We start from the raw sequence: 24750 nt of genomic DNA, 5'->3' as shown, positions 1-24750 counted from the left end.
AGCAGAGGGCTTGCTCAGGGCCCCGCAGCATGAGCTCCCTTGGGGATGGCCTCTTGGGGAGTAGGACCGGTTCGGGTACTGCGGCTGGCAGTTCGAATTGTGTCCGGGTTCACAGAACATCGCTATCGGGAATTCCCTGACAGAAGATTGGAGTTTTCTCACATCCTGTGTAGGAGTTGTCTTACCCGGGAGCGGACATTGGCCCTATACAGCCGTCATCGGTCACAATCCTCGGTCATGAGCAGCGTACATATCCTTGCAATCGCCGGCACCTTCATGGGCGGCGTGGCCGCCCTGGCGCGGGAACTCGGCCATCCGGTCAGCGGCAGCGACCAGGCCATCTATCCGCCGATGTCGACCCAGCTCGAGCAGCTGGGCATCACCCTGGACCAGGGCTACCGCGCCGACAGCGTGCCGCCGGGCACCGATGAGGTGGTGATCGGCAATGCGCTGTCGCGCGGCAATGCGGCCGTGGAGGCGGTCCTCGACGCTGGCCAGCGCTACATTTCCGGTGCGCAGTGGCTGTCCGAGCAGGTGCTGCCGGGGCGCGACACGCTGGCCGTGGCCGGGACCCACGGCAAGACCACCACCACCACCATCCTGACCTGGCTGCTGGAAAGCGCCGGGCGTTCGCCGGGCTTCCTGATCGGCGGCGTCGCCGAGGACTTCGGTGTCTCCGCGCGGCTGGGCCAGGGCCGTGAATTCGTGGTCGAAGCCGATGAATACGACACGGCGTTCTTCGACAAGCGCAGCAAGTTCGTGCACTACCGGCCGCTGGTGGCCATCCTCAACAATCTTGAGTACGACCACGCCGACATCTTCCCGGACGTGGCTGCGATCCAGCGCCAGTTCCACCATCTGGTGCGCACGGTGCCGGCGCGTGGCCGCCTGATCGTCAACGGCGAGGACCCGCATCTGGCCGAAGTGCTGGCGATGGGCTGCTGGACACCGGTCGAGCGCTTCGGTTTCGACCCGTCGCTGGAATGGCATGCCGAGCTGCTGGCTGCCGATGGCAGCGCGTTCCGCGTGCACCATCGCGGGCAGGCGCTGGGCGAGGTGCGGTGGTCGTTGCTGGGCCGCCACAACGTGCTGAACGGGCTGGCCGCGCTGGCTGCCGCGCATGCGGTGGGCGTGGCGCCGGCCGAGGTGATTCCGGCACTGGCGCGCTTCCGCAGCGTCAAGCGCCGCATGGAAGTGATCGGCAGCCATGACGGCATCACCGTCTACGACGATTTCGCCCATCACCCGACCGCGATCGCGACCACGCTGGAAGGCCTGCGGGCCAAGGTCGGCGATGCGCGCATCGTGGTCGCGATGGAGCCGCGCAGCAACTCGATGCGGCTGGGGGCGCACGCGCAGGCGCTGGCCCCCTCGCTGTCGCTGGCCGACGAAGTGGTGTTCCTGCATCGCCCGGAACTGGCCTGGGATGCCGCCACGGTGATCGCAGCGGTGCGCGGGCAGGCACATGCGGTGCCGGATACCGACGCACTGCTGGCCCAGCTGCAGTCCAGCGTGCGCCGCGGCGACCATGTGGTGTTCATGTCCAATGGTGGCTTTGGCGGTGCGCCGCGCCGCTTCCTCGCCGCCCTGCAGGCGCGATGAGCAGCGGTAATCCGCTGCCGCTGTTTCCGCTGCACACCGCGCTGGTACCGGGGGCGGTAGTGGGCCTGCGCGTGTTCGAGCGGCGCTATCTGGATCTGGTCCGCGACAGTGGCCGCAGTGGCGAGGGGTTCGGCGTCTGCCTGATCCTGGAGGGCGACGAAGTGGGCGCACCGGCGACGCCCGCGGCCTACGGCGTGCAGGTGCGCATCGAAGATTTCGATGTCGGTGCCGATGGCGTGCTGCAGCTGCGCCTGCGCGGCACGCGCCGCTTCCATGTCGAGCGTACCCGGGTGCGTGACAACGGGCTGGTGGTGGCCGATGTGCGCTGGTGCGAGGCAGATCCCGACGACGAACTGCGGCCGCAGCATGCGCTGCTGGCCACGCTGCTTGGTCACATCATCGAACAGGCGGGCGAGGCCTATGCACCGGCCAACCCGGCGTTGCTGGACCAGGCCAGCTGGGTCGGCTGGCGGCTGGCCGAGCTGCTGCCGCTGAGCGAACAGCAGCGCCTGCAACTGCTGCAGATGGACGACCCGCACCAGCGCCTGCAGCAGTTGCTGGGCTGGATGCCGTAACCCCATCCACGCGTGGCGTGGATCTACTGCAGCGCCGGGCCATCCACGCGTGGCGTGGATCTACTGCAGTGCCGGGCCATCCACGCGTGGCGTGGATCTACTGTAGAGCCGAGCCATGCTCGGCTCCGGCCATCACGGGGCGGTCTTCAACCGCAGTACCGGCAACCCGGTTTCGCTGTGCACGTCCTCGCGCTGCGGCAGGCCCTGCACGGCTTCCTTCACCGCGTTCATGGCCGGATCAACCCCGCGCAGCGGGTGCCACATGCCGATCCACTCGAAGTGGCGCTCGTAACGCAGGGTCTGTGCACTGCCCAGCCACAACGGCGTGTTGCCCGGCTGCAGCTGCGCCGGTGCAGGCCACAGCCGCAGCACGTAGCGCTCATCCGGCTGCGCGCCCTGGCGCACCATCAGCAGGGCTTCCACACGGGTATCCAGGGTTGCCGGCAGCACCGGCAGTTCGTCGGCGCCGGTGTTCTTGTCCAGCATCAGCAGCGCCTGCTGCCAACCGGCCTGTTCCTGCAGCTTCCAGCCGCGCGCTTCCAGCTGCGCCTGCAGCGGTGCCAGCGGGCCGGCCACCTGCACGTCCAGCGGCCAGCGCTGGTCGTCGTCGAATTCGTTGCGGCGTGCCGGCAACGTCGCCCAGTCGTGCTGCCACCAGGCCTGCATGTCCATCGCCTGGGGTGCCGGCAGGGTCGGCTCGAAGCGCTGCAGCTTCACCGGGATGTTGCGCGGCGCGTACCACATCGCCGCCAGCGCGAACACGCCGTAGAACAGCCACGCCACCGGCTTCACCCAGAACGAGCGGTTGAAGCGGCGGCGGTAGGCGATGCCCAGCACCAGCAGCCAGAACGTGCCGAACAGCATGCCGCCGATCACGTCGCTCAGCCAATGCGCGCCCAGGTACAGGCGCGAGAAGCCGATCAGGCTGACCACGATGCCCGACACCAGGTACGGCCAGACGCGGGTGCGGCCGGGCATTTCGCGCGCGATCAGCACCGCGAAGAAGCCGAAGGTGATGGTGGCCATGGTCACCGACACCGACGGGAAGCCGAAGCCGCTGCTGGCATCGACCGGGCGCACCACGTCGACGGTGGCGCCGAGCAGCATGGTCAGGGCCAGGCCGAACGCGAGCGCCGCCAGCCAGTGCGCGGCGGCCATCCAGCGCCGGCGCCAGACCAGGTAACCCATGGCGGCTGCGGTGGCCGGCAGCAGTACCTGCCAGGCACCGAGCGACGCCAGTGCGGCCATCGGGTAGTCGGCCAGCGGATTGCGCAGCGCCAGCATGGCCTGGTGCACCAGCAGGTCGATCGCCAGCGGTTCGCCATGGGCGACCACCACGGTCAGCAGCGCGAACCAGCCCCAGCCCAGCACCAGCAGCATCAGCGCCAGCATCGCCAGCGGCACCGATTCGCGGCGCTTCGGGTCCAGCACGCCCACGGTGTAGCGGCCCAGTGTCGGGTGGCGGTTGGACCAGTCCAGCAGGCGGGCCAGCCAGTTGTCCATGCGCGCGGCGGACCAGCGATAGCCGTACAGCACGATCGCCCAGACCAGGCCGAGGATCACCGCCAGCAGGCCGACCACCACCACCAGGCGCCCGGCGACGGCGGCAACCGCGTCATAGGCTTCGCCCAGCACCCAGCCCGGCGCCAGGAACAGCACCGCCCAGGAAAGGCTGGCGATGCCGCTGGCCTGCACGTAGCGGCCGGCCGGCATCTTCATCATGCCGGCGATGGCGGGCACGAACGGGCGGATCGCGCCCACGTAGCGGGCGACCAGGATGCTCTTGAACGCATTGCGGCGGAACAGGTTCTCGCCGCGGTCGAGCAGCTGCGGATAACGACTGAACGGCCAGATGCCACGCAGCCGGTCGCCCCAGCGGCGGCCGATCCAGTAGCTGATACCGTCACCGGCAAATGCACCCAGTGCCGCGGCGGCGACCGCGTACGGTCCGGAGATCTGGCCCAGGCCGATGAACACGCCGACCGCGAACAGCAGCGGCAGGGCCGGCACGATGGCACCGAGAATGATGACCGCATCGCAGAACGCGATGAGGAAGATAACGGCACCCGCCAGCACGGGGTGAGCGGCAATCCACGCGAGGGTGGTGTCGATCCAAGAAGAGTCCATTGCCCGATTATAGGGGCGTGAAGGTGACTGGTTCCCAGCCCCTTCGTGACCGTTTGCAACCGTCGCCATCGCCTAGAATGGGCCCATGCCGCAGATGCCAGACGCTCCATCCCATGCTTTGAAGGCCGACAGCTTCGGCCGCATCCTCCTCGTGAAAGGGCCCGACGGCCCCTTCGTACGCCGTGATCTGGGAGCGACGCCACTGTGGCTGCGGCTGCCTGCCTGGTGGCTGGCGCGCCGCGAAGCGCGCGCGCTGCAGCACATCCACGGCATGCCCGATGTGCCGCAGCTGCTGGCGTGGAATGGCCGTCACCTGGACCGCAGTTTCATGGCCGGCGACGCCATGTACCAGCGCCCGCCACGCGGTGACCTGGCCTGGTTCCGTTCCGCGCGCCGCCTGCTGCAGCAGCTGCATCGGCGTGGCGTGGCCCACAACGATCTGGCCAAGGAGGCCAACTGGCTGGTCACCGAAGACGGCCGGCCGGCGTTGATCGACTTCCAGCTGGCGGTGATCGGCAACCCGCGTTCGCGCTGGATGCGGTTGCTGGCCCGCGAGGACCTGCGCCACCTGCTCAAGCACAAGCGCATGTACTGCCGTGAATCGCTGACCCCGGTGGAGAGGCGCGTGCTCAAGCGCACCTCGTGGGTACGCGAACTGTGGTTCGCCACCGGCAAGCCGGTCTACCGCTTCGTTACCCGGCGCATCCTGCACTGGGAAGACAATGAAGGGCAGGGACCGAAGCCATGAGTCCGGCACCGGTGGTGACCACCGCGCCGAGCGCGGGCAATGTGCTGCGCCCGCGCTTGGCCGGTGCCGGCTTCGTGCATGCGTGCCAGGCCCGCACCCGGCGTGACGGACGCTCGGCCCTGCAGGCCTATCGCGACATGGCGGCGACGATTCCGGGCTGGTTTGATGGCCTGATGGCGCTGCGCAACCACGGCATGCGCCTGCTCGGCATGAAGGACCTGGGCTCGCTGCGTGCGGTGCAGGACACGCGATCCCCGCTGCCGGGGCAGCGCCTGGGCATCTTCACCCTGCAGTCGCTGGAGCACGACGCCATCGTGCTGGAAGACGACGATCGCCACCTGCGCGTGCAGCTGGCCCTGCAATGGCAGGGCGACATGCTGGAAGTGGCAACGGTGGTGCATACGCACAACGCGTTCGGGCGCCTCTACATGCTGCCGGTGGCCCCCGTGCACCGGCTGATCGTGCCGCACCTGCTGCGCAGGCAGGTACAGGCCTACCGGTAGATCCACGCCGTGCGTGGATCTACCTGGATCCACGCCATGCGTGGATAGGCCGCGGACGGCTACGGCGTCGCCGGCACCACCTGCTGGCCGATGAAGTTGCGCTTGGCATCGAAGTCATAGGCGATCTGCAGCTGGCCCACGTCCGGGCAGGCGTGGCAGTCGCGCAGCGGCGTGCGGTACAGCACGCGGATCCCGCCGTTCTCCAGCGGGGTTGCACCGGCCGACTGCGCGGGTGCGAATGGCGTGGCCTGCGGGCTGGCCTTCAGCAGTTCCTGCACGGTCGGGTCGGCGCGCAGGCCGTCGTCCAACTGTACCGCGTCGACGTCGATGCGCTTGCCGCCCGCATCGACCAGGCGCGTGCCTTCATTGGTGTTGGCGCGGAACGGATACTCGACCGTGGCCACGCCGAGGCCGTCGTTCTCATGCCATGCGGTGACATAGGCCAGTTCGCCGGCGCTGGACAGCTGCTCGGCGGCGGTGATTGCATCGGCGCTGGCACCGCCGGCGCGCATCGCATCCCGCAGGCAGTCGCGGGTGGCCGTGTTCTCGCCCTGGCGGCAGGCATTCAGGTCACCATCCCAGACCACCGCCTCGCTCCAGCGCATCCTGCCGTCAGCGGCCGCCTTCTCCGCGCTGGGCGCGTCACCGGCGGGCGGCTCCTTGCCGGGTTCCGGCGAACGGTCCTGGCAGGCGGTCAGCAGGGCAAGGCCCAGGGCAGGCAGCAGCAGACGGGAACGGCGCATGGCGTGGACCTCGTGCGTTGACGGGAGGCCCGAGTATCGTCAAGGCCGGGTGAACTCCACGTCGGCGCGGCATACTAGCGGCTCATTGCATACGCTGGAGTGTGGAACGTGGGCAGTCTGCAGGGCAAAACGCTTTTCATCACCGGTGCCTCGCGTGGCATCGGCCTGGCCATCGCGCTGCGCGCTGCGCGCGACGGCGCCAACGTGGCCATCGCGGCCAAGTCGTCGGTGCCCAATCCGAAGCTGCCGGGCACCATCCACACGGCGGCCGAAGCGGTGAATGCCGCTGGCGGCCAGGGCCTGGCGCTGAAGTGCGACATCCGCGAGGAAGAGCAGGTGCAGGCGGCGGTCGCGGCCACGGTCGATACCTTCGGTGGCATCGACATCCTGATCAACAACGCCAGCGCGATCTGGCTGCGCGGCACGCTGGATACGCCGATGAAGCGCTTCGACCTGATGCAGCAGGTCAATGCACGCGGCAGTTTCCTGTGCGCGCAGGCCTGCCTGCCGTACCTGCTGCAGGCACCGAACCCGCACATCCTCACCCTGGCGCCGCCGCCGAGCCTGGAGCCGAAGTGGTGGGGCGCGCATACCGGCTACACGCTGGCGAAGATGGGCATGAGCTTCGTCACCCTGGGCCTGGCCGCGGAATTCGGCCCGCAGGGCGTGGCCGTCAACGCGTTGTGGCCGCGCACGGTGATCGCCACCGACGCGATCAACATGATTCCGGGCGTGGATGCGGCGGGCTGCCGCACGCCGCAGATCATGGCCGATGCCGCGCACGCGGTGCTGGTGCGTGACGCCGCAGGTTTCCACGGCCAGTTCCTGATCGATGATGAAGTGCTGGCGCAGGCCGGCATCACCGATCTGTCCGGCTATGCGGTGGATCCGTCGCGGCCGTTGCTGCCGGACCTGTTCCTGGATTGACCTCGGGTCGCGAGAAGAGGCCGAGGGCTGCGACCCTCGGCCTGCTGCGTTAGAATGCGAGGCTGTAATCGTTTTCAACAGGGATGTGAACACATGTCACGCACTCTTCCCCTCGCGGCGCTGGCCGCTTCGCTGTCGTTGATCCTGACTGCCTGCGGCGGCAAGGCCCCCGCTTCGGGCGGCGACGCGGCTTCCTCCACCAACCCGGGTAGCACTGCGGCACCGGCCGATGCTCAGCAGCAGTTGACCGCGAAGCTCAACGCCTATATCGGCTGCTTCAACGCGCTGGATTCCAAGACCCACAACAGCCTCCAGTCCTACACGCGATGGATCAAGGATGTCGACGCCGGCCCGACCGGGCGCGAAACGCACGTGTACGGCCCGTTCGTAATCAGCGATTACGACATGAAGCAGTGCGAGGCCCCGGTCACCGAGGCGATTGCCGCCACGCCGGTACTGGCCGAGCTGGATGCCGCTGCCGGCCGTTACCAGAAGGCGCTGAAGGCGCTGGTGCCGCTCAGCAAGGATGCGCACGACTACTACGATCGCCAGGACTACGAAGACGACCAGTTTGCCAAGGGCAAGCAGCTGCACGCGCCCTTGATGGTCGCTTTCAAGGATTTCGTGGCCGCCAGCGAAACGTTCAACGCCGAGCTGGAGCGCCAGAACGACGCTGCCCAGCGCGAGCAGCTGAAGGCGCTGGAACAGGCAGAGGGGCGCACGCGCGAGTACTACCGCCTTGCGATGATGCTGGAGGCCAAGGCCATCGTGGATCTGATGACCGAGGACGATTTCGACCAGGCCCGGGCCCGCGAACATCTGGATGCCTTCAACCGCATTTCCGATGAGGCCCACGCCAAGGTTGCCGACCAGGAACCGGGCAAGACGGACTGGGAAGGTTTCGAGCGCGAGGCCGAGAATTTCCGCCGCGAAGGCAAGGAGCGACTGCAGCGTGTCAGCGAGAAAAAGCCGTACACCGATTTCGAACGTCGCATGCTCGATTCGCCTTCGATGGCGCCGCGCGGCTCCGCCAGCAAGCTGATGCAGGAATACAACACGCTCGTCTTCCAGAGCAACCGCCAGTAGCGCGTCGACCGGCTGCCGTCACTGCAGGACGTCAGCGTACGCGCCGGCCACATTGCCGGCGTGTACCTCAATGGCTGAACGCGTCCGGCAGCGGACCACCGCATTTGCGGCAATGGCGGGCATCCGGCTCGTGGCCCTCCAGGCCGCAGTGCGGGCAACCGCGTGCATCGCGGCGCGCGGCCAGCTCGGCCTCGCGCATGGTGCTGGCCAGTTCGGCGGTATAGATGCCGGTGGGCACGGCAATGATGCTGTAGCCGATCAGGATCAGCACCGAGGTGACGAAGCGGCCGAGCACGGTCTGCGGCACGATGTCGCCGAAACCGACCGTGGCCATGGTCACCACCGCCCAGTACATGCTGGCCGGGATGTTGCTGAAGCCATGCTCGGGGCCTTCGATCACGTACATCAGCGCACCGGCGATGATGGTGATGGTGATCACCGTGAACAGGAACACCAGCACCTTGCGCCGGCTGCGCCACAGCGACTGCATCAGCACGCCGCTTTCTTCGATGTAGCGGGTCAGCTTGAGGATGCGGAACACGCGCAGGATGCGCAGCGCGCGCACCACCAGCAGGCTCTGCGCGCCGGGGATGAACATCGACAGGTAGGCCGGCAGGATCGACAGCAGGTCGATGATGCCCCAGATGCTCACCGCATAGCGCAGCGGCCGCTTGACCACCGCCAGCCGCAGCAGGTACTCGGCGGTGAAGATGACGGTGAAGCCCCATTCGAGGATGTACAGGCCGGTGGACCACTCGGCGTGCAGGTGCTGCACGCTGTCGATCATCACCACCAGGATGCTGGCGATGATCGCGATCACCAGGATCAGGTCGAAATTGCGCGACGGCCTGGAGTCGTGGCGGTAGATGATGTCGAACCACCGGCGGCGCCAGCCGGTCTCGGTGGCGGGGTTCAGCTGGGGGGCGGAAAACGGTCGCATGGGCGCATTGTGCCGCAGGGGTTCCGGCGCGAGAATGGGGATTCCTGAACCCTGCCGACTGCCATGACCGCCGCTACCGATCCGCTGATCTCCCTTTCGCACTATTACCTGCCGGTCTACAAGCCCCGCCAGGTGGTACTGGAGCGAGGCCAGGGCGCCCGCGTGTGGGACAGCCAGGGCCGTGAGTTCATCGACCTGGCCGCCGGCATCGCCGTCTGCGGGCTGGGCCACAACGATCCGGACCTGGTGGCCGCGCTGGTCGAGCAGGCCGGCAAGCTGTGGCACACCAGCAACGTGTTCTACAGCGCACCGCCGCTGCACCTGGCCGAGGAGCTGGTGAAGGCCAGCCGCTTCGCCGAGCGCGTGTTCCTGTGCAACTCCGGCGCCGAAGCGAATGAAGTGGCGATCAAGATGGTCCGCAAGTGGGCCTCCAGCCAGGGCCGCCCGGCCGACAAGCGGGTGATCATCACCTTCCGTGGCAGCTTCCACGGCCGCACCATGGGCGCGGTGACCGCCACCGCGCAGCCGAAGTACCAGGAAGGCTACGAGCCGCTGCCCGGTGGCTTCCGCTACATCGATTTCAACGATGAAGTGCAGCTGGAAACCGCGATGGCGGCGGGCGACGTGGCGGCCGTGATGCTGGAACCGATCCAGGGCGAAGGCGGCGTGATGCCGGCCCGGTCGGGCTTCCTCAAGCGCGTGCGGGAACTGTGCGACCAGCACAACGCGCTGCTGGTGCTGGACGAGATCCAGGCCGGCATGGGCCGCACCGGTACGCTGTTCGCGCACTGGCAGGATGACGTGGTGCCGGATATGGTGACCCTGGCCAAGGCGCTGGGCGGTGGCTTCCCGATCGGTGCGATGCTGGCCGGCCCGAAGGTCGCCGAGACGATGCAGTTCGGCGCGCATGGCACCACCTTCGGTGGCAATCCGCTGGCCGCTGCCGTCGCCCGGGTGGCGCTGCGCAAGCTGGCCTCGGCGGAAATCGCCGCCAACGTCAGCCGCCAGTCGAAGGCGCTGCGTGATGGCTTCGCCCGCATCAACGAGGAGTTCGGTGTGTTCAGCGAGGTGCGCGGCCGTGGACTGATGCTGGGCGCGGTGCTGGCCAAGGACTTCGCCGGACAGGCCGGCGCGATCCTGGACCATGCCGCCGAGCAGGGCCTGCTGACCCTGCAGGCCGGCCCGGATGTGCTGCGCTTCGTGCCGTCGCTGAACATCACCGATGAAGAAGTGGCCGAAGGCCTCAAGCGCCTGCGCGCGGCGATTGCTGCGTTCATCGCCGCACGTTGATGCCAGAGGGGGCGGCAGTCCCCTCTCCGCAGCATCCCTGTAGCGCCGAGCCTACGCTCGGCTCCGCAGGCCATCACCCGATCCGGTAGCGCTTCAGCACCTTTCCCAGTCCACGGCCATCGTGCACGGTTTCCGCGTGCAGCCCGGCCAGCCGCGCGCCGCGCACATTGGTGAACAGGTCATCGACGAACAGCGTGTGCGCAGGTGCCACGCCAAGCGCCTCCAGGGTACGCAGGAATACCGCCGGCGCGGGCTTGCGCAGGCCGAAATCCGCGCTGCAGAACACGCGGCCCTGCAGGGCCGGGAACAGCTCAGGCAGCAGGGTGGGCAGCGCCTGCGCCAGCAATGCGCCATTGTTGGTCAGCACCGCCAATGGCAGCTGCAGCATCTGCAGCCGTTGCAGCACCGCCGGTTGGGGATGGCTGGCGGCCTGCCGCGCGGCCATCCAGGTCTGCGCATCGACGCGGCGGCCCAGCTGCTCGCCCAGCCGCTCCAGGTAGGACGCGGCGTCCAGCGTGCCGCTGTCGTGCGCTGCTTCCAGGCCGCTGTCATACAGCGCCGCCTGTACTGCCGCGGCAGGCACGGCCAGCGCCTGTGCCAGGTGCAGCACACGTTGCGCGCGCTGGTAGTGCACCAGCACGCCATCCACATCCAGCAGCAGCAGGTCGATGCGCATCGGCCGAGCATGCCATTGCGGCGAGCGCGCGGGAAACCCTGAAGCGGTCATGCGACAGACGGTCGCAGACGGGGCTGCACGGGCCTGCCTAGAATGAAGGTTGAATCTGCAGGAGATGCAACGATGAAGGCTTGGATGGTAGCGGTGGGAGTGGGTGCGCTGATGCTGGCGCCGTCGGCAATGGCGCGGGTCTGTGCGGTGAGCATCGACAGTACCGACCAGATGAGCTTCAGCAGCCGTGAGATCAAGGTTGCGGCCGACTGCAGCGCGGTCGATCTGACCCTGCGCCACACCGGCAAGCTGGCCGCCACCGCCATGGGCCATAACTGGGTGCTGACCCGCACGGCGGATTACCAGCCGGTGGCGATGGCGGGCATGCGCATGACCCTGGCCGACAGCTACCTGCCCAAGGCCGACAAGCGCGTGCTGGCGCACACCAAGGTGATTGGCGGTGGCGAGACCACCCGCGTGCGTTTCTCCACCCAGGGCCTGCAGAAGGGTGGCGATTACACCTTCTTCTGCTCGTTCCCCGGTCACTTCGCGATGATGAAGGGCAAGTTCGTCTTCGGCTGACGCATCGCAAGAAAAAAGGGGACGGAGGGGATTAAGTCGTAAATGCATAAACGACTTAATCCCCTCCGTCCCCTTTTTGCTGTCAGCCCTTGGCGGCCTTGAAGGCGACGCGTGCGGCGGCCAGGGTTGCTTCGATCACGGCATCATCGTGCGCGCTGGACAGGAAGCCGGCCTCGTAGGCCGACGGCGCGAGGAACACGCCCTGCTCGAGCATCGCGTGGAAGAAGCGGTTGAAGGCCGGAATGTCGCAGGCGGTGGCCTGCGCGTAGGTCTCGACCTTCTGGTCGGTGAAGAACAGGCCGAACATCGCGCCCACGCGGGTGGTGGTCACCGCCACCCCGGCTTCGGCGGCGGCGGCTTCCAGGCCGGCGCACAGGCGTGCCGTGCGCTCGGCAAGATCGGCATGGAAACCCGGCTGCTGGATCAGTTCCAGCATGGCCAGGCCAGCGGCCATCGCCACCGGGTTGCCGCTCAGCGTGCCGGCCTGGTAGATCGGGCCGGCCGGCGCGATCTGCTGCATCAGTTCGCGGCGACCACCGTAGGCACCCACCGGCATGCCGCCGCCGATGATCTTGCCGAAGGTGGTCAGGTCCGGCGTGATCCCGTAGTGCGCCTGCGCACCGCCGAGGGCGACACGGAAGCCGGTCATCACTTCGTCGAAGATCAGCAGGGCGCCGTGCTTCGTGCACAGCTCGCGCAGGTGCTGCAGGTAGCCCTCGCGCGGCGGGATGCAGTTGGCGTTGCCGACCACCGGTTCGATGATCAGGCCGGCGATGTCATCACCCTGTTGCTCGAACAGTGCGGTGGCGGCCTCGAAGTCGTTGTAGGGCAGGGTCAGGGTCAATTCGCTCAGGCCGGCCGGCACACCCGGCGAGGTCGGTACGCCGAGGGTCAGCATGCCGCTGCCGGCCTTGACCAGGAACGAGTCGCCGTGGCCGTGGTAGCAGCCTTCGAACTTGACGATGCGGTTGCGGCCGGTGGCGCCGCGCGCCAGGCGGATCGCCGACAGCGTGGCTTCGGTTCCGGAGTTGACCATGCGCACCATCTCGCAGGACGGCACCAGGCGGCTGAGGGTCTCGGCCATGGTTACTTCCGCCGCGCACGGCGCGCCGAACGAGAGGCCGTTGTCGATCGCCTTCTTCACCGCCTGGCGCACCGCCGGGTGGTTGTGGCCGACGATCATCGGGCCCCAGGAACCGACGTAGTCGATGTAGCGGTTGCCATCGACGTCGTACAGGTAGGCGCCGTCGGCGCGTTCGACGAAGAACGGCTCGCCGCCGACCGACTTGAACGCGCGCACCGGCGAATTGACGCCGCCCGGGAGCAGCTGCTGGGCACGGGAGAACAGGGCGTGGGACTGGTCGTGGTTCATGGGGCTTTCCTGGGCATTACGCGAACTGGGCGAGGTAGGCGCGCTGGACCGCAACCGGGTCTTCGGCGGCGAACACGCTGCTGACCACGGCGACCAGATCGGCGCCGGCGTCGATGATGGGACCGACATTGTCCGGCGTCAGCCCGCCGATCGCCACCCGCGGCACACCCAGTGCGGCGCTTTGCCGCAGCAGGTCGGCATGGGCGCGGCTGGTGGTGACCTTGGTGGTGGTCGGGAAAAATGCGCCGAAGGCCACGTAGCTGGCACCGGCGGCGACGGCCTGCTCGGCATTGGCCAGCTGGTCGTAGCAGGAGGCGCCGATGATGGCATCCGCGCCGAGCAGGGCACGCGCGCTGGGGATGTCGCCGTCGGTGCCGCCCAGGTGCACGCCGGCGGCACCGACCGCCTGCGCCAGCGCCGGGTCGTCGTTGACGATCAACGGCACGCCGTGCTCCGCACAGAGCGCCTGCAGGGCGGTGGCCTGTTCCCGCCGCAGCGCATCGCTGGCGGTCTTGTTGCGGTACTGCAGCCAGGTGGCGCCGGCGGCCAGCAGCGGCGCGGTGCGGGCCAGCAGGCGCGCGGTATCGGGCTCGTCCGGGGTGATCAGGTAGACGCCGCGGGGCGCCGGGGAAGCAGAAGTCATCGATGGCTACCGGTGAGAGGACCGCGATGGGACAATGGCGGCCCGTGAATCCAGTCCCGATTATCCGATGAGTGACGCCACCCCCACCACCTTGCGCACCTGGATGTGCGTGGTCTGCGGCTTCCTTTACAGCGAAGCGGAAGGTTTGCCGGAGGAGGGCATCGCGCCGGGGACGCGCTGGGAGGACATTCCCGAGACCTGGACCTGCCCGGACTGCGGGGTGACCAAGGCCGACTTCGAAATGGTCGAGGTCGACTGACGGCTGGGCCACCCGGCCCATCTGGTGGGTGTGGACCGTGGGTCCACACACCGACACCCTCAATGCAGCCGCGGCATCGGCCCACCGAGGTCGATCAGCTTCTCGCGCAGCCACTGCGCATCGCTGGCCTCCGGGTTGCGCTTGAGGTAGTGCCCCAGATCGTGGCGAGCGCCGGCCAGGTACTCCAGCTGCAGGTAGGCCAGGCCGCGGTCGCGCAGCGCATCGTCCTGCTCCGGGGCCAGCTTCAGCAGGCGGTCGGCACTGCGTGCTGCACGGTCCCACTCGCCGGCTTCGGCGTACACGCCATGCAGGTTGCGCAGCATGCGCATCAGGATCGCGCGTGCCGGTGCCGGGTCCAGGATCTGTGCCAGCACCTGGTCGTCGGGCATCTGCCCGCCCAGATGGGATTTGGCCCGCTCGCGCAGTTCGTCCACGTCCAGCGGGCGGCCGCCGTTGAAGGGGTCCATGACCAACACGCCGTCGTCCACCGGCAGGCGCACCAGGAAGTGGCCGGGGAAGGACACCCCGTCGAGCGGGATGCCCAGCCGCCGTGAGACTTCCATCTGCACCAGCGCCAGCGAAATCGGGTTGCCCAGGCGGCGCTCGAACACCTGGTTGAGGTAGCTGTTGCGCGGATCGTAGTACTCGTCGTGGTCGCCGCTGTAGCCCAGTTCGTCGAACAGGTGGCGGTTGATCGCCGCCATCTTCAACGGGCTGTTGTCGATGCTGTCCACCTCCGAGCGGAGATGGTCGACGTGGCTCTGGATCAGCGCGTCGTAGGTCGACGGCTGCAGATCGGGGTATTCATCGCGCGCGATCAGCAGCGCGGTCGGCAACAGTGGCAGCGCCTCGTCTTCGAGGTCGGCCAGTGCATCCCAGTCGGGGAGTGTGATCCGGTCCTGCATGGCCACAGACTGGCGGCATTCGCAGGCGGTTTCAAGCGGTGGGGCGTGAAAAAGTGGCGTCCCGTGCATGTGCTGCCGGCACAGGCCGACCTGGATCCAGAGTGGGGCCAGGTCGTGCATCGAAGGCCGGTGCCGACCAGGGTCGGCACCGGCCATTCCTCATCCACGCAGGGCGTGGGTTTACGGGATGCCTGGCCCAAAGGTCAGCTGGGTGCCGTCCTTCAGCTTGAGCTTCTCGGCCTGGCCGGCGTTGAGCTCCAGTACGTACCGCGCCGGGCCACCGCTGGGGTAGGGCGGGCACATGTCGCCGGCCGAGCACGGCGGAACGTCGCGCTGCTGGCTGACCAGCTTGCGCTGGTTGTCGAAGTACAGGATGTCCAGCGCGATCTTGGTGTTCTTCATCCAGTACGCCTGCATCTCTTCGCGGTCATGGATGAACAGCATGCCGTGGTCGGTGGCCATCTGGTCGCGGAACATCAGCCCGCGCGCGCGGGATTCATCGTTGGTAGCCAGCTCCACCTGGTAGCGGGCACCATCCAGCTCGACCCAGTGGCGGGCCGCATCGGTGGCACAGCCGGCCAGGGCCAGCAGCGGAAGCATCAGCAGCGGGCGCAACAGCGACATCGTCAGGATCCTTGCAAAGGGTCAGAGTACGACCGGCGGCTCGCCACCGACGATCACCACATCGGCACGGCGGCGCGCGAACAGGCCGACGCAGACCACGCCCGGCAGCTGGTTGAGTTCGCGTTCCAGCTTTTCCGGATCGGTGATCTGCAGGTTGTGGATGTCCAGGATCTGGTTGCCGTTGTCGGTGACCACGCCTTCGCGCCAGGTCGGCTGGCCGCCGGTCATGTCGCGGATCTGGCGGGCGACCAGGCTGCGTGCCATCGGGATCACTTCCACCGGCAGCGGGAAGCGGCCCAGCACCGGCACCTGCTTGCTCGGGTCGACGATGCAGATGAAGCGCTCGCTGGCCTCGGCGATGATCTTCTCGCGGGTCAGTGCGGCGCCGCCGCCCTTGATCAGGCACTTGTTCGGGTCGCACTCATCGGCGCCGTCCACGTACAACGACAGGTTGCCGCTGTGGTTCAGCTCGATCACCTCGATGCCGTGCTGCTTCAGGCGCGCGGTGCTCTGCTCGGAGCTGGACACGGCGCCCTTGATGCGGTGCTGGATGCGGGCCAGGGCATCGATGAAATAGGCAACGGTGGAACCGGTGCCGACACCGACGATCATGCCGTCTTCAACGTACTCGATGGCTTTCTCGGCGGCCAGGCGCTTGGCTTCGGACATGGGAGAACTCTCAGGCAGGGAATCAGGATTTCTTTTCCAGCGACAGCAGCAGCTTCCACTGCGCGGCCGTCACCGGGAACACCGACAGGCGGTTGCCCTTGGCAACCAGCGGGAAGCCTTCGCCCAGCGCATCGGCATGCAGCTTGATCTCGTCGAGCGCGATCACCTGCTTGAGCTTGCGGTCGAAGGCCACGTCCACCAGCATCCAGCGCGGGTTTTCGCGCGTGCTCTTGGGGTCGTGGTAGTCGGACGCCGGGTCGAACTGGGTGTCGTCCGGATAGGCCGGGCTGGCCACGGTGGCCAGGCCGACGATGCCGGGCACCTTGGTATTGGAGTGATAGAACAGGATGCCGTCGCCGACCTGCATGCCATCGCGCATGAAGTTGCGCGCCTGGTAGTTGCGCACCCCGTTCCAGGGTTCGACCTTGACCTTGGCCAGGTCATCGATGGAGAAGGCGTCCGGTTCGGACTTCATCAACCAGTAGCGCTTGCGGGCGGTCATGCGTTCACGGGGGCAGCGGAGGGGAACAGGGTGCCGTCTTCGGTGCAGATCGCATCCACCGGCACGTCCCACGACGCCACCGGCAAGGACTCGACCTGCTGCACCGCGAACGCAGCACCGACCAGCCAGGGCGGCGCCGGCCGGTCGTGGCGGAAGGCGAAGCTGCGATCATACCAGCCGCCCCCCATGCCCAGCCGCCGGCACTGCGTGTCGAAGCCCACCAGCGGGGTCACCACCAGCGCCATCTGTGCCGGTTCCAGGGTGTCTTCCAGTGCCACGTCCGGCTCGGGAATGCCGTAGCGGTTGCTGGTCAGCGGCTGGCCGGGCCGCCACGGCGCGAAGCGCAGTACCTCGCCGGCCAGCACCGGCAGGCAATAGGTGAGTGCTTCGGGCAGTTGCAGCTGCCAGCGGTGCAGGGCGATTTCACCATCCAGCGCCCAGTAGCCGGCCACGGCACCTTCGCGCGGAGCGAACGGCAGGCTCAGCAGGGCGTCGGCCAGCGATTCGGCAGCGGCGATGCGTTCACCGGCAGAGAGGTGGCGGCGGCGTTGCCGCAGGTCGTGGCGCAGGGCCTGGCGCGGATCGGTCATGGCAGCGTGCGGCGGGGAACAGCCGTCATTGTGCCGGAAAGAACAAGGGCGACGCCCGAAGACGTCGCCCTTGCTGGAATATTGCATTCTCCGCAATGTCGATGCATGCGAAACGACCTTGAACCCGGGGGCTCAAGTGGGAACGCTGGAGAACCATCGGGCTTCCCGCTACAAGGCGGACCTGCACTCCCGGCGCTGTCGCGCTCCCGGTGTCGTTCTTAAGGGACAAGGCGAATGTTTGCACATGCCGTCGAGTACCGCAGAGAACGCGTGACCATTATAGCCAGCGCGCAGCATCTGGATAGGCCGTTCGTCGGCAACAGTCCGTACCAATTCAGAAAAGGGGACGGAGGGGATTAAGACGTTTCCAGCACGGAAGGGGCGAATGCGCCTTAATTCCCTCCGTCCCCTTTTTCTAGGGGGTGCCGTCGATGGCGCGGTCCAGGCGCCGGTTCAGGTCGGCCAGGGTCTGCTGCAGGGCGACCGCCTGGCGGGCGTTCTCGTCGCGCAGCAGCTGCAGTTCGTGGGCGAGGTTCAGCGCCGCCAGCACGGCGACGCGGTCGACCGCGGCCATGCGGTTGCTGCCGCGGATCTCGCGCATGCGGGCATCGAGCAGGCGTGCGGCCGCCATCAGGCTGTCGCGCTCGTCGCCGCCAACGCCCACGGTGTATTCACGATCGAGGATGCGGACACTGACCGGTTCGGCGCTCATGTGTGCTGCTCCAGGGATTTGAGCCGGCTGATCATCGCTTCCACCCGCGAGCGCGCCTGCTCGTTCTTGGCCAGCAGCGTCGAACGCTCGGCCACCAGCTGTTCCTGCTGATGGCGCAGGCTGCGGTTTTCCTCGGCCAGGCGCTGGTTGCGTTCAAGCAACGCTTCCACGCGGGCGGCGAAGTCCTGCAGCTGGGCAAGGGGATTGGCGGGTTCCATGCGGGCACGATAGGCAAGCGGGGCAAGGGCGGTCAAGCGCTGCCGCAGCAAGGCTGGGCGGCCACGGGGAGGATGCCGTGGGGTTGCTACACTACGGGGTCTCACGGGCGCGCGCGTGCGCGCCCCGGGTTTCCTTTCCGAACGAGCCGCACGATGACCGAACTTCCCTCCGTCGACGACGTATCCCGCGCCAGCCAGGCGCTGGGCCTGGGCGCCACCGCTGCCGAGCTGCACGGCGCCCTGTGCGGCTGGCTGGCCGCCGGCGGTGCACCCGGCAACGACTGGCCGGCGCGCGTGCTGGCCGACGACAGCCTGCCGCCGGTGGCCGCCGACAGCGTGCTGGGGCAACTGCTGCAGGCCACCATCAAGCAGCTGGAAGACCGCGATTTCGCCTTCGAACTGCTGCTGGCCGATACCGATGACGTCGCCGCGCAGGCCGATGCGATGTTCAGCTGGACCCGCTCGTTCCTGGGCGGCTTCGGCCTGGGCAGCGGCGGCCGCCGCCCGGCGCTGTCCGAGGAAGGCGAGGAGGCGCTGACCGACATGGCCAGCCTGGCCCGCGCCTCCAGCGAGGATTTCGAGGCCGGTGGTGACGATGATGACGAAGCGCTGTCGGAGATCGAGGAATTCATCCGCGTGGCGGTGCTGTTGCTGCACGGCGACGTGGTGCTGGCCTCGCGTCATCGGCAGCGCCTGAACTGATGGATATCAAGCAGCGCACCGGCATCGCGGCCGGCGAATACAAGCGCCGGCGCCGCCAGTTGATGGACATGGCCGGCGAGGACGCGATCCTGGTGCTGCCGGCCGCGGCGGAAAAGGTGCGCAGCCTGGATACCCATTATCCGTTCCGGCAGGACTCGGATTTCCAGTACCTGAGCGGCTTCCCGGAGCCGGAGGCGGTGCTGGTGCTGATACCGGGCCGCCGCCATGGTGAGGCCATCCTGTTCTGCCGTGAGCGCGACGCCGAACGCGAGGCCTGGGATGGCAGCCGTGCCGGCCAGGAAGGCGCGGTGGCGCAGTTCGGCATGGATGATGCGTACCCGATCGATGATCTGGACGACATCCTGCCGGGCCTGCTGGAAGGGCGCTCGCGGGTCTATTACCACTTCGGCCGTGATGCCGATTTCGACCTGAAGCTGATCGGCTGGGTCAACCGCGTGCGCTCGCAGGTGCGCCACGGCGCGCAGCCGCCGCACGAATTCCTGGAACTGGGCCACCTGCTGCACGAGCAGCGCCTGTTCAAGTCCGGCGCGGAAGTGGCGCTGATGCATCACGCCGCGCAGATCAGCGTGCGCGCCCATCTGGCGGCAATGAAGGCGGCCAGCGCGGGCATCCACGAGTACGAACTGCAGGCCGAACTCGAGCGCGTGTTCCGCGCGAGCGATGCGGTGCCGGCGTACTGCAGCATTGTCGGTGCCGGGCGCAATGGCTGCATCCTGCACTACCGCGACAACAACGCGCGTACCCGCGAGGGTGAGCTGGTGCTGATCGACGCCGGTGCCGAGTACCGCGGTTACGCCAGCGACATTACCCGCACCTTCCCGGTGAACGGCCGTTTCAGTGCCGAACAGCGCGCACTGCATGACCTGGTCGGCGCGGCGCAGGCGGCGGCGCTGGCCCAGGCGCGGCCCGGCGTGCCTTACGAGGCCGGGCACCTGGCTGCGGTGCAGACCCTGACCGAAGGCCTGCTGCGGCTCGGCCTGCTCAAGGGATCGCTGGAGAAGAACCTGGCCGAAGGCCTGTACCAGCGCTTCTACCGGCACAAGACCGGGCACTGGATCGGGCTGGACGTGCATGACGTGGGCGATTACCGCCTGGCGGGCGATTCGCGCCTGCTGGAGCCGGGCATGGCGTTCACCATCGAGCCGGGGCTGTACATCGGCGTGGATGACACCACGGTGGAGCCGCGCTGGCGCGGTATTGGCATCCGTACCGAAGACGATGTGCTGATCACCGATGAGGGCCATCGCGTGTTGACCGAAGGCCTGGCACGCAGCGCCGACGAGATCGAAGCGGTGATGGCGGGGTAAGCGGTTTGGGCAGGGCTTGCAGCCCTGCACCCGCAGACGCAACAGCAAGAGCGGCATTCCGTGGGGTGGCCCACCTTCGGCAGGTTCACGCGGCTGTTGGTAGGTGTCGACCTTGGTCGACACAGAGCGGGCAGGGCTTGCAGCCCTGCACCCGCAGACGCAACAGCAAGAGTGGCATTTCGTGGGGTGGCGGGGCACTGTGGGTTTACGCGTGTCCTGCAAACCCACTCGCCCGGCCAAGCGCGGCTTCTACTTCAGATGCACCCAGCCACGCGGGGCTCAGCCGTTCGCCGCTGCGAACACCGGCCGCGTCAGGTTGTCCGCTTCGGCCTCGGTGCACAGCACTTCGTCTTCGATGCGGATGCCGCCATACGGACGGAAGAAGTCCACGCGCTCCCAGTTGATCGCATCGCCGTGGCCGGCGTCCTTCACTTCGTTCAACAGCATGTCGATGAAGTACAGGCCCGGCTCGATGGTCACCACCATGCCCGGCTCCAGCACGCGGGTCAGGCGCAGGTACGGGTGGCCGGCAGGACGCTCGATGCGGCCACCTTCGTCGCTGGCCGCGAAGCCGGCCACGTCGTGCACCTGCAGGCCGATCAGGTGGCCGATGCCATGCGGGAAGAAGGCGGCGCTGACGCCGGTTTCCACGGCGGTCTGCGGCGAGACCCTGATCACGCCGAAGTCCTTCAGCACGCCCATCAGCGAAAGATGCGCGTCCACGTGCAGCTGCTTGTAGTCGAAGTCCGGGCGCACCGCCGCGCACATCTGCTGCTGGGCCGCATCGACGGCGGCGATCATCGCGGCGAACTCGTCGTGGCCGTGTGCGGCATAGGTGCGGGTGATGTCGCTGGCATAGCCATGCGCGCTGGCGCCGGCATCGATCAGGAAGCTGCGCAGCGGCTGCGGCGCCTTGCGGCCCAGCTCGGTGTAGTGCAGCACCGCGGCATGCTCGTTGAGTGCCACGATGTTGCCGTACGGCAGTTCGTTGGCATCCTGGCCGACGGCCTGGCAGTACGCCATGTGGATGCTGAACTCGTCGGCGCCGTTGCGGAACGCGGCCTCGGCGGCGCGATGGCCACGCACGCCCAGCACCTGTGCCTGGCGCATCAGTGCGATCTCATACGGCGTCTTGCGGCCGCGGTGCCATTCCAGGTAGTTCACCACCGGCGCCGGGTTGTTGGGCACGTAGGCGCCCAACGCACTCTGCGGTTCGCCGAGGATCGCGCAGCGCGCCGGGTCGGCCGGCAGCAGGGCCAGCGCCTCTTCGGGGGTGCGGATGATGTGGATGTCGAAGTGCTCCACCCACCAGCCGCTGGGTGCGTCCGGCACCACGTGCCAGTAATCGAACGGCTGGTGGAAAATCACCGCCGGGCGCTTGCCGGGGGTGAATACGATCCAGCTGTTGGGCACGCGGGTCAGCGGCAGCCACGCCTTGAACTGCGGATTGACCGCGTACGGATAGTCGCGATCATCGAACACCTGGTAGTGCAGGGTGCCGCTGGGCACCACCAGATGATCAAAGCCGCCGCGGGCCAGCGCCTGTTCGGCGCGTCGGCACAGCACGGCCAGGTGGTCGGGATACAGGGCGCCGGGGTCTTGCTGGATCATTGCGGTGGCTCGACACGGAAAACGGCCCTAGATTCTGCCGCATACCGCGAAAAACCGCTGTGCCGGAACCGGCACTCAGGCCGTCGAAAGCGGTCCCTCGTCGCTGTCTTCGCCCACCCACTGGCGCAGCAACTGCCGATGCTCGCGCGACAGGGTGAGGAAGCGGAAGCCGGTCCAGCTCTGCCCGGGTGCATGCGCGGGTTCGCTCCACAGCAGGTGCACGCCCACATCGATGGCTTCATGGCGGCCATCGCCCATCGGCAGCGGGAAGCGCAGCTGGTACAGCGCATCCTCGCGCAACGGTGCACTGGCCAGCATCAGCATGCCGGTCTCGGAGACGTTGCCGAGGCGGCCGATCACCGATTCGCGCATCTGGTCGGTGACCGGCACCAGGTCCGAGACCTGGCGGCGCGGCGCGCGACGGGTGTCCTGCGGCGGTGGGGTGTTCATGCGGAGGTCTCCGGGGCGTGGCCACCGGCCAGTTCGCGCAGCGTGTCGAGGCTGGCCTGCCAGGCGCGATCGACCAGCCGGCCCTTGTCTTCGGTGATCAGCTGCGCGCGGCCGGCACTGATCTGCCGGGCCAGGGTATCCAGATCAGTATCGGCGACCTTCTGCCCGCGGGGATTGACCAGCAGTGCGTGCCCGGTCAGCAGGCTGTACCAGGACAGGCGCTGGCGGCGCAGGGTGCCGTCGCCACTGTCGATGTCGAACCAGCTGCCGAAGGGCAGCGCGCACAGCTGCTGGTAGGCGGCTTCCTCGGCACTGCTGCGCGGGCCGGATGCCGTGCTGGCGCTGATCGCCGCCTGCTCCCCCAGCCGCGCGCGTGACTTCAGGCGTGCGCTGAGTTCGGTACGCGACGTGCTTTCGTCCTCGCCGCCGGGCGTGGCCAGGCGGCGCGCGACCGCCGCGGCTTCCTCGGCGTGGTAGCCCACCTGGACCAGCGCGGCTTCCACCTCGGTGGCCAGCGCAGCGTCGATGCCAGCGGCGGCATCCACCGCCTGCGCGGTCACCGCCGCGATGCGTGCGGTCTGCTGCAGGCGTTCCTGCCATTGCGGTGAATCGTCGCCATGACGCAGGCGGGTCAAGGTCAGCGCATCGGCCCAGGCCTGGCGCAGCAGGGTCTGCACGAAGCGGGGCGGTGCCTGCGTATCGCAACACTGGTCGATCTGCGCATTGGCCTGGCGCCGGGCCAGCTCCAGACGTTCCTTGCCGCGCGCGGCCTCGACGTGGCGGCGTTCGGTCAGCTCGGCACGATGCACCGCTGCACGCTGGTGCTGCTGCACATCCTCGTTGGCGGTGGCGAAGGCTTCCGGTGCGCGCGCATCCTGGCCGAGCAGGCCCTGTACGCTCTGCGCCATGCGCTGCAGCAGCTGCGGATCGACATCATCATCGCCCAGCCAGCTGGCGCCGGCCTCGGCGACCTGGTTGAGCAGTTCACGCGCGGGATGCTCGTCACGCACGAAGAAGCCCGGGTCGGCTATTGCCGCGCGCGCCAGCGGAACCTGCAGGCGCGCCAGCAGCGCAGCCGGTACCGGGTCCGGGCGCTGCCGCTGTTGCACCTGCTGCATCAGCAGCCGCAGCAGGTCGAGGTTGTCACGGTCGTGGCTGCCCAGCTGCGCCTGCGCACCGTGCTCGCTGCGCAGCTGGGCGACCAGGGCTGCCTGCAGGTCGGCAACGCCGGTGGCCGCGCTGGACTGGGCCTGCAGGCGCGCCAGCACGGCATCCACGGCGGCGCTGGGTATCGCCGCATGCGGCGCCGGTGCCGCGCTGGCCGGGTGGCTCTGACGGGCCTGGCGGGCCTGCTGCAGCAGGTCGTGCAGCGCGGTCGCGCTGGCGCTGGTCACGCCGGCAACGGCCGGGCCCGCGCTGCCGGCCTCCTGCACCGCCTCCTGCAGCAGGTTCGACCATGAGCCTGACGGCGCCGAGCCATTCCAGCCGGTCAACGGTGCCGCGGTGCGCTTGGCCGGCTGTGTCGCGCGGCCACCGCCCACCGACTGGGTGATGATGCGGCGCGTGCTCGACGAGCGCGCCAGGTACGGGGTGTAGACCAGTCCCGGCAGTACGCCCTGCTGGGACAGCAGCGCATTGGCACGGTCGAGCACATCACCCAGGCGTTCAAGCACCTGGCGTTCGAAGCTGCGATACAGCGCCAGCTGAACCTCGGCGCCGAGCGCATCCTGTTCCGCCAGCCGCCGCACCATCGCGCACAGCGCCTGCGGCGCCAGGGGCAGGGTCTCGGCATCGAATGCCGGCGCTGCGGCCAGCACTGCCAGGCGCTGGCCCAGCAGGTTCAGCGTATTGGTGGAGCGCAGCGTTTCACGCCGCACCATTTCGGTCAGCAGCAGATCGCGGTCGACATCGTGTTCGGCCACCAGCGACAGCCCCAGCATGCCGGGCAGGGGCGGCGGCGTGCTGGACGCTGCGGGCGCTGCCGCAGGTTCGCGCAGGCGCGCCAACGCATCCGCAACCGCATCGAGCATGCGATCGGGGAAATGCCCGGCAAAGGCCTGCAGCTGCCCGCGCTGCGCCATCAGTTCGGCCTGCTGCAGGGGATTGCGTGCGCGGTCGGCGTCGTGCAGCAGGGTCTGTTCCAGCGCCTCGACGGTCAGGATCAGCGGTGCGATCAAGGTCTGCCGGCACAGGCCGATCAAGGCACCCAGCAGCCCACGCACCCGCGGCGGCAGGTCGGCGGCGGCGAGGCGGGCGTTATCGGCAGGGGTAGGGGAAAAGACAGCTGACATCTGCGAGTGGTACCCGGATTCCCGCGGATCGATCTGGTGAATCTACCGTGTCGGCCGCTGCCGGCGCTACTTTAGGGCCGAGGT

At 68.1% G+C, this 24750-nt stretch carries 27 protein-coding genes and 1 other RNA gene; 11 read left to right on the top strand and 17 right to left on the bottom strand.

The genetic code is table 11. The annotated features are described in order from the left end of the window. Positions 1–237 precede the first annotated feature (237 nt). Positions 238–1602 carry a UDP-N-acetylmuramate:L-alanyl-gamma-D-glutamyl-meso-diaminopimelate ligase gene (gene mpl, locus Q0P60_RS12265; RefSeq protein ID WP_294993495.1) on the top strand — a complete coding sequence of 455 codons (1365 nt, stop codon included), beginning with the start codon at positions 238–240 and terminating at the stop codon, positions 1600–1602. Beyond that, positions 1599–2177 carry an LON peptidase substrate-binding domain-containing protein gene (locus tag Q0P60_RS12260; RefSeq protein WP_294993492.1) on the top strand — a complete coding sequence of 193 codons (579 nt, stop codon included), beginning with the start codon at positions 1599–1601 and terminating at the stop codon, positions 2175–2177. The genes mpl and Q0P60_RS12260 overlap by 4 nt, the downstream gene beginning before the upstream one ends. 132 nt (positions 2178–2309) lie before the next feature. Here Q0P60_RS12260 and Q0P60_RS12255 read toward each other — a convergent pair whose 3' ends face one another. After that, positions 2310–4304 carry a bifunctional DedA family/phosphatase PAP2 family protein gene (locus tag Q0P60_RS12255; protein ID WP_294993488.1) on the bottom strand — a complete coding sequence of 665 codons (1995 nt, stop codon included), beginning with the start codon at positions 4302–4304 and terminating at the stop codon, positions 2310–2312. 85 nt (positions 4305–4389) lie between these two features. On the opposite strand from Q0P60_RS12255, the gene Q0P60_RS12250 reads away from it, so the two are divergent. Together Q0P60_RS12250 and Q0P60_RS12245 are read left to right on the top strand one after the other, a co-directional pair. Beyond that, the gene (locus Q0P60_RS12250) at positions 4390–5052 is read left to right on the top strand and encodes a serine/threonine-protein kinase (RefSeq protein ID WP_294993485.1); all 663 of its coding nucleotides are present in this window, start codon (positions 4390–4392) and stop codon (positions 5050–5052) included. Continuing rightward, positions 5049–5555, top strand: a complete 507-nt coding sequence (locus tag Q0P60_RS12245; RefSeq protein ID WP_294993482.1) for a DUF2867 domain-containing protein — start codon at positions 5049–5051, stop codon at positions 5553–5555. The genes Q0P60_RS12250 and Q0P60_RS12245 overlap by 4 nt, the downstream gene beginning before the upstream one ends. Positions 5556–5614: 59 nt before the next feature. Here Q0P60_RS12245 and Q0P60_RS12240 read toward each other — a convergent pair whose 3' ends face one another. Beyond that, positions 5615–6298, bottom strand: coding sequence for a hypothetical protein (locus Q0P60_RS12240; protein ID WP_294993478.1), 684 nt, complete (start codon positions 6296–6298; stop codon positions 5615–5617). A gap of 108 nt (positions 6299–6406) precedes the next feature. Between Q0P60_RS12240 and Q0P60_RS12235 the strand changes: the two genes are divergently transcribed. Then, complete coding sequence (locus tag Q0P60_RS12235; RefSeq protein WP_294993475.1) at positions 6407–7225, top strand: NAD(P)-dependent oxidoreductase; 819 nt, start codon at positions 6407–6409, stop codon at positions 7223–7225. 93 nt (positions 7226–7318) lie between these two features. After that, positions 7319–8311, top strand: coding sequence for a YiiG family protein (locus tag Q0P60_RS12230; protein ID WP_294993472.1), 993 nt, complete (start codon positions 7319–7321; stop codon positions 8309–8311). Between the two features lie 67 nt (positions 8312–8378). Here Q0P60_RS12230 and Q0P60_RS12225 read toward each other — a convergent pair whose 3' ends face one another. Next, a complete protein-coding gene (locus Q0P60_RS12225) occupies positions 8379–9251 on the bottom strand; it encodes an ion transporter (protein ID WP_294993469.1) in 873 nt (290 codons plus the stop codon). Between the two features lie 63 nt (positions 9252–9314). Here Q0P60_RS12225 and Q0P60_RS12220 point away from each other — a divergent pair, with 63 nt between their 5' ends. After that, positions 9315–10541: an acetylornithine transaminase gene (locus Q0P60_RS12220; protein ID WP_294993466.1), complete on the top strand. Its 1227-nt coding sequence runs from the start codon at positions 9315–9317 to the stop codon at positions 10539–10541. Positions 10542–10614: 73 nt separating this feature from the next. Here the strand turns inward: Q0P60_RS12220 and Q0P60_RS12215 are convergent, their stop codons facing one another. Next, positions 10615–11217 carry an HAD-IA family hydrolase gene (locus Q0P60_RS12215; RefSeq protein WP_294993463.1) on the bottom strand — a complete coding sequence of 201 codons (603 nt, stop codon included), beginning with the start codon at positions 11215–11217 and terminating at the stop codon, positions 10615–10617. A gap of 123 nt (positions 11218–11340) precedes the next feature. Here Q0P60_RS12215 and azu point away from each other — a divergent pair, with 123 nt between their 5' ends. Further along, positions 11341–11790, top strand: coding sequence for an azurin (azu, locus tag Q0P60_RS12210; protein WP_294993461.1), 450 nt, complete (start codon positions 11341–11343; stop codon positions 11788–11790). An 82-nt stretch (positions 11791–11872) separates the two neighbouring features. On the opposite strand, the gene hemL is transcribed toward azu, so the two are convergent. Continuing rightward, on the bottom strand, positions 11873–13162 hold the full coding sequence (hemL, locus tag Q0P60_RS12205; protein WP_294993458.1) for a glutamate-1-semialdehyde 2,1-aminomutase: 1290 nt from the start codon (positions 13160–13162) through the stop codon (positions 11873–11875). Between the two features lie 16 nt (positions 13163–13178). Continuing rightward, positions 13179–13805, bottom strand: coding sequence for a thiamine phosphate synthase (gene thiE, locus Q0P60_RS12200; protein WP_294993455.1), 627 nt, complete (start codon positions 13803–13805; stop codon positions 13179–13181). A gap of 34 nt (positions 13806–13839) precedes the next feature. Between thiE and Q0P60_RS12195 the strand changes: the two genes are divergently transcribed. Next, positions 13840–14064: a rubredoxin gene (locus Q0P60_RS12195; RefSeq protein ID WP_014038358.1), complete on the top strand. Its 225-nt coding sequence runs from the start codon at positions 13840–13842 to the stop codon at positions 14062–14064. Positions 14065–14123: 59 nt separating this feature from the next. On the opposite strand, the gene Q0P60_RS12190 is transcribed toward Q0P60_RS12195, so the two are convergent. The 8 genes from Q0P60_RS12190 to Q0P60_RS12155 all read right to left on the bottom strand — a co-directional run bounded on the left by Q0P60_RS12190 (position 14124) and on the right by Q0P60_RS12155 (position 18284). Further along, complete coding sequence (locus Q0P60_RS12190; protein ID WP_294993450.1) at positions 14124–14969, bottom strand: SirB1 family protein; 846 nt, start codon at positions 14967–14969, stop codon at positions 14124–14126. Between the two features lie 180 nt (positions 14970–15149). Beyond that, positions 15150–15593, bottom strand: a complete 444-nt coding sequence (locus Q0P60_RS12185) for a DUF192 domain-containing protein (RefSeq protein ID WP_294993447.1) — start codon at positions 15591–15593, stop codon at positions 15150–15152. 21 nt (positions 15594–15614) lie between these two features. Then, complete coding sequence (gene rpiA, locus Q0P60_RS12180) at positions 15615–16262, bottom strand: ribose-5-phosphate isomerase RpiA (RefSeq protein WP_014648291.1); 648 nt, start codon at positions 16260–16262, stop codon at positions 15615–15617. A 22-nt stretch (positions 16263–16284) separates the two neighbouring features. Then, a complete protein-coding gene (locus tag Q0P60_RS12175) occupies positions 16285–16764 on the bottom strand; it encodes an EVE domain-containing protein (protein WP_294993442.1) in 480 nt (159 codons plus the stop codon). Then, the gene (locus Q0P60_RS12170) at positions 16761–17354 is read right to left on the bottom strand and encodes a 5-formyltetrahydrofolate cyclo-ligase (RefSeq protein ID WP_294993439.1); all 594 of its coding nucleotides are present in this window, start codon (positions 17352–17354) and stop codon (positions 16761–16763) included. The genes Q0P60_RS12175 and Q0P60_RS12170 overlap by 4 nt, the downstream gene beginning before the upstream one ends. An 83-nt stretch (positions 17355–17437) precedes the next feature. Next, a non-coding RNA gene (ssrS, locus tag Q0P60_RS12165) (6S RNA) lies at positions 17438–17623 on the bottom strand. A gap of 146 nt (positions 17624–17769) precedes the next feature. Further along, positions 17770–18066, bottom strand: coding sequence for a cell division protein ZapA (locus Q0P60_RS12160; RefSeq protein ID WP_005410899.1), 297 nt, complete (start codon positions 18064–18066; stop codon positions 17770–17772). Further along, positions 18063–18284: a TIGR02449 family protein gene (locus tag Q0P60_RS12155; RefSeq protein ID WP_058980528.1), complete on the bottom strand. Its 222-nt coding sequence runs from the start codon at positions 18282–18284 to the stop codon at positions 18063–18065. The genes Q0P60_RS12160 and Q0P60_RS12155 overlap by 4 nt, the downstream gene beginning before the upstream one ends. Positions 18285–18437: 153 nt before the next feature. On the opposite strand from Q0P60_RS12155, the gene Q0P60_RS12150 reads away from it, so the two are divergent. Both Q0P60_RS12150 and Q0P60_RS12145 read left to right on the top strand, forming a co-directional pair. After that, a complete protein-coding gene (locus Q0P60_RS12150; protein ID WP_294993433.1) occupies positions 18438–18986 on the top strand; it encodes a UPF0149 family protein in 549 nt (182 codons plus the stop codon). Between the two features lie 5 nt (positions 18987–18991). After that, complete coding sequence (locus Q0P60_RS12145) at positions 18992–20314, top strand: aminopeptidase P N-terminal domain-containing protein (protein ID WP_294993604.1); 1323 nt, start codon at positions 18992–18994, stop codon at positions 20312–20314. A gap of 279 nt (positions 20315–20593) precedes the next feature. Here Q0P60_RS12145 and pepQ read toward each other — a convergent pair whose 3' ends face one another. The 3 genes from pepQ to Q0P60_RS12130 all read right to left on the bottom strand — a co-directional run bounded on the left by pepQ (position 20594) and on the right by Q0P60_RS12130 (position 24666). Then, entirely contained in the window at positions 20594–21925 is a 1332-nt protein-coding gene (pepQ, locus tag Q0P60_RS12140) for a Xaa-Pro dipeptidase (RefSeq protein ID WP_294993430.1), read from the bottom strand. 75 nt (positions 21926–22000) lie between these two features. After that, entirely contained in the window at positions 22001–22375 is a 375-nt protein-coding gene (locus Q0P60_RS12135) for a PilZ domain-containing protein (protein ID WP_294993427.1), read from the bottom strand. Further along, a complete protein-coding gene (locus Q0P60_RS12130) occupies positions 22372–24666 on the bottom strand; it encodes a DUF1631 family protein (protein ID WP_294993424.1) in 2295 nt (764 codons plus the stop codon). The genes Q0P60_RS12135 and Q0P60_RS12130 overlap by 4 nt, the downstream gene beginning before the upstream one ends. Between the last annotated feature and the right edge of the window lie 84 nt (positions 24667–24750).

Origin of the sequence: uncultured Stenotrophomonas sp., from assembly GCF_945952405.1 — a bacterium.
In the GTDB taxonomy this organism is placed as follows: Bacteria; Pseudomonadota; Gammaproteobacteria; order Xanthomonadales; family Xanthomonadaceae; genus Stenotrophomonas.
Note: the sequence above shows the minus strand (reverse complement) of the source record. Positions and strands in the feature narration are given on the sequence as shown.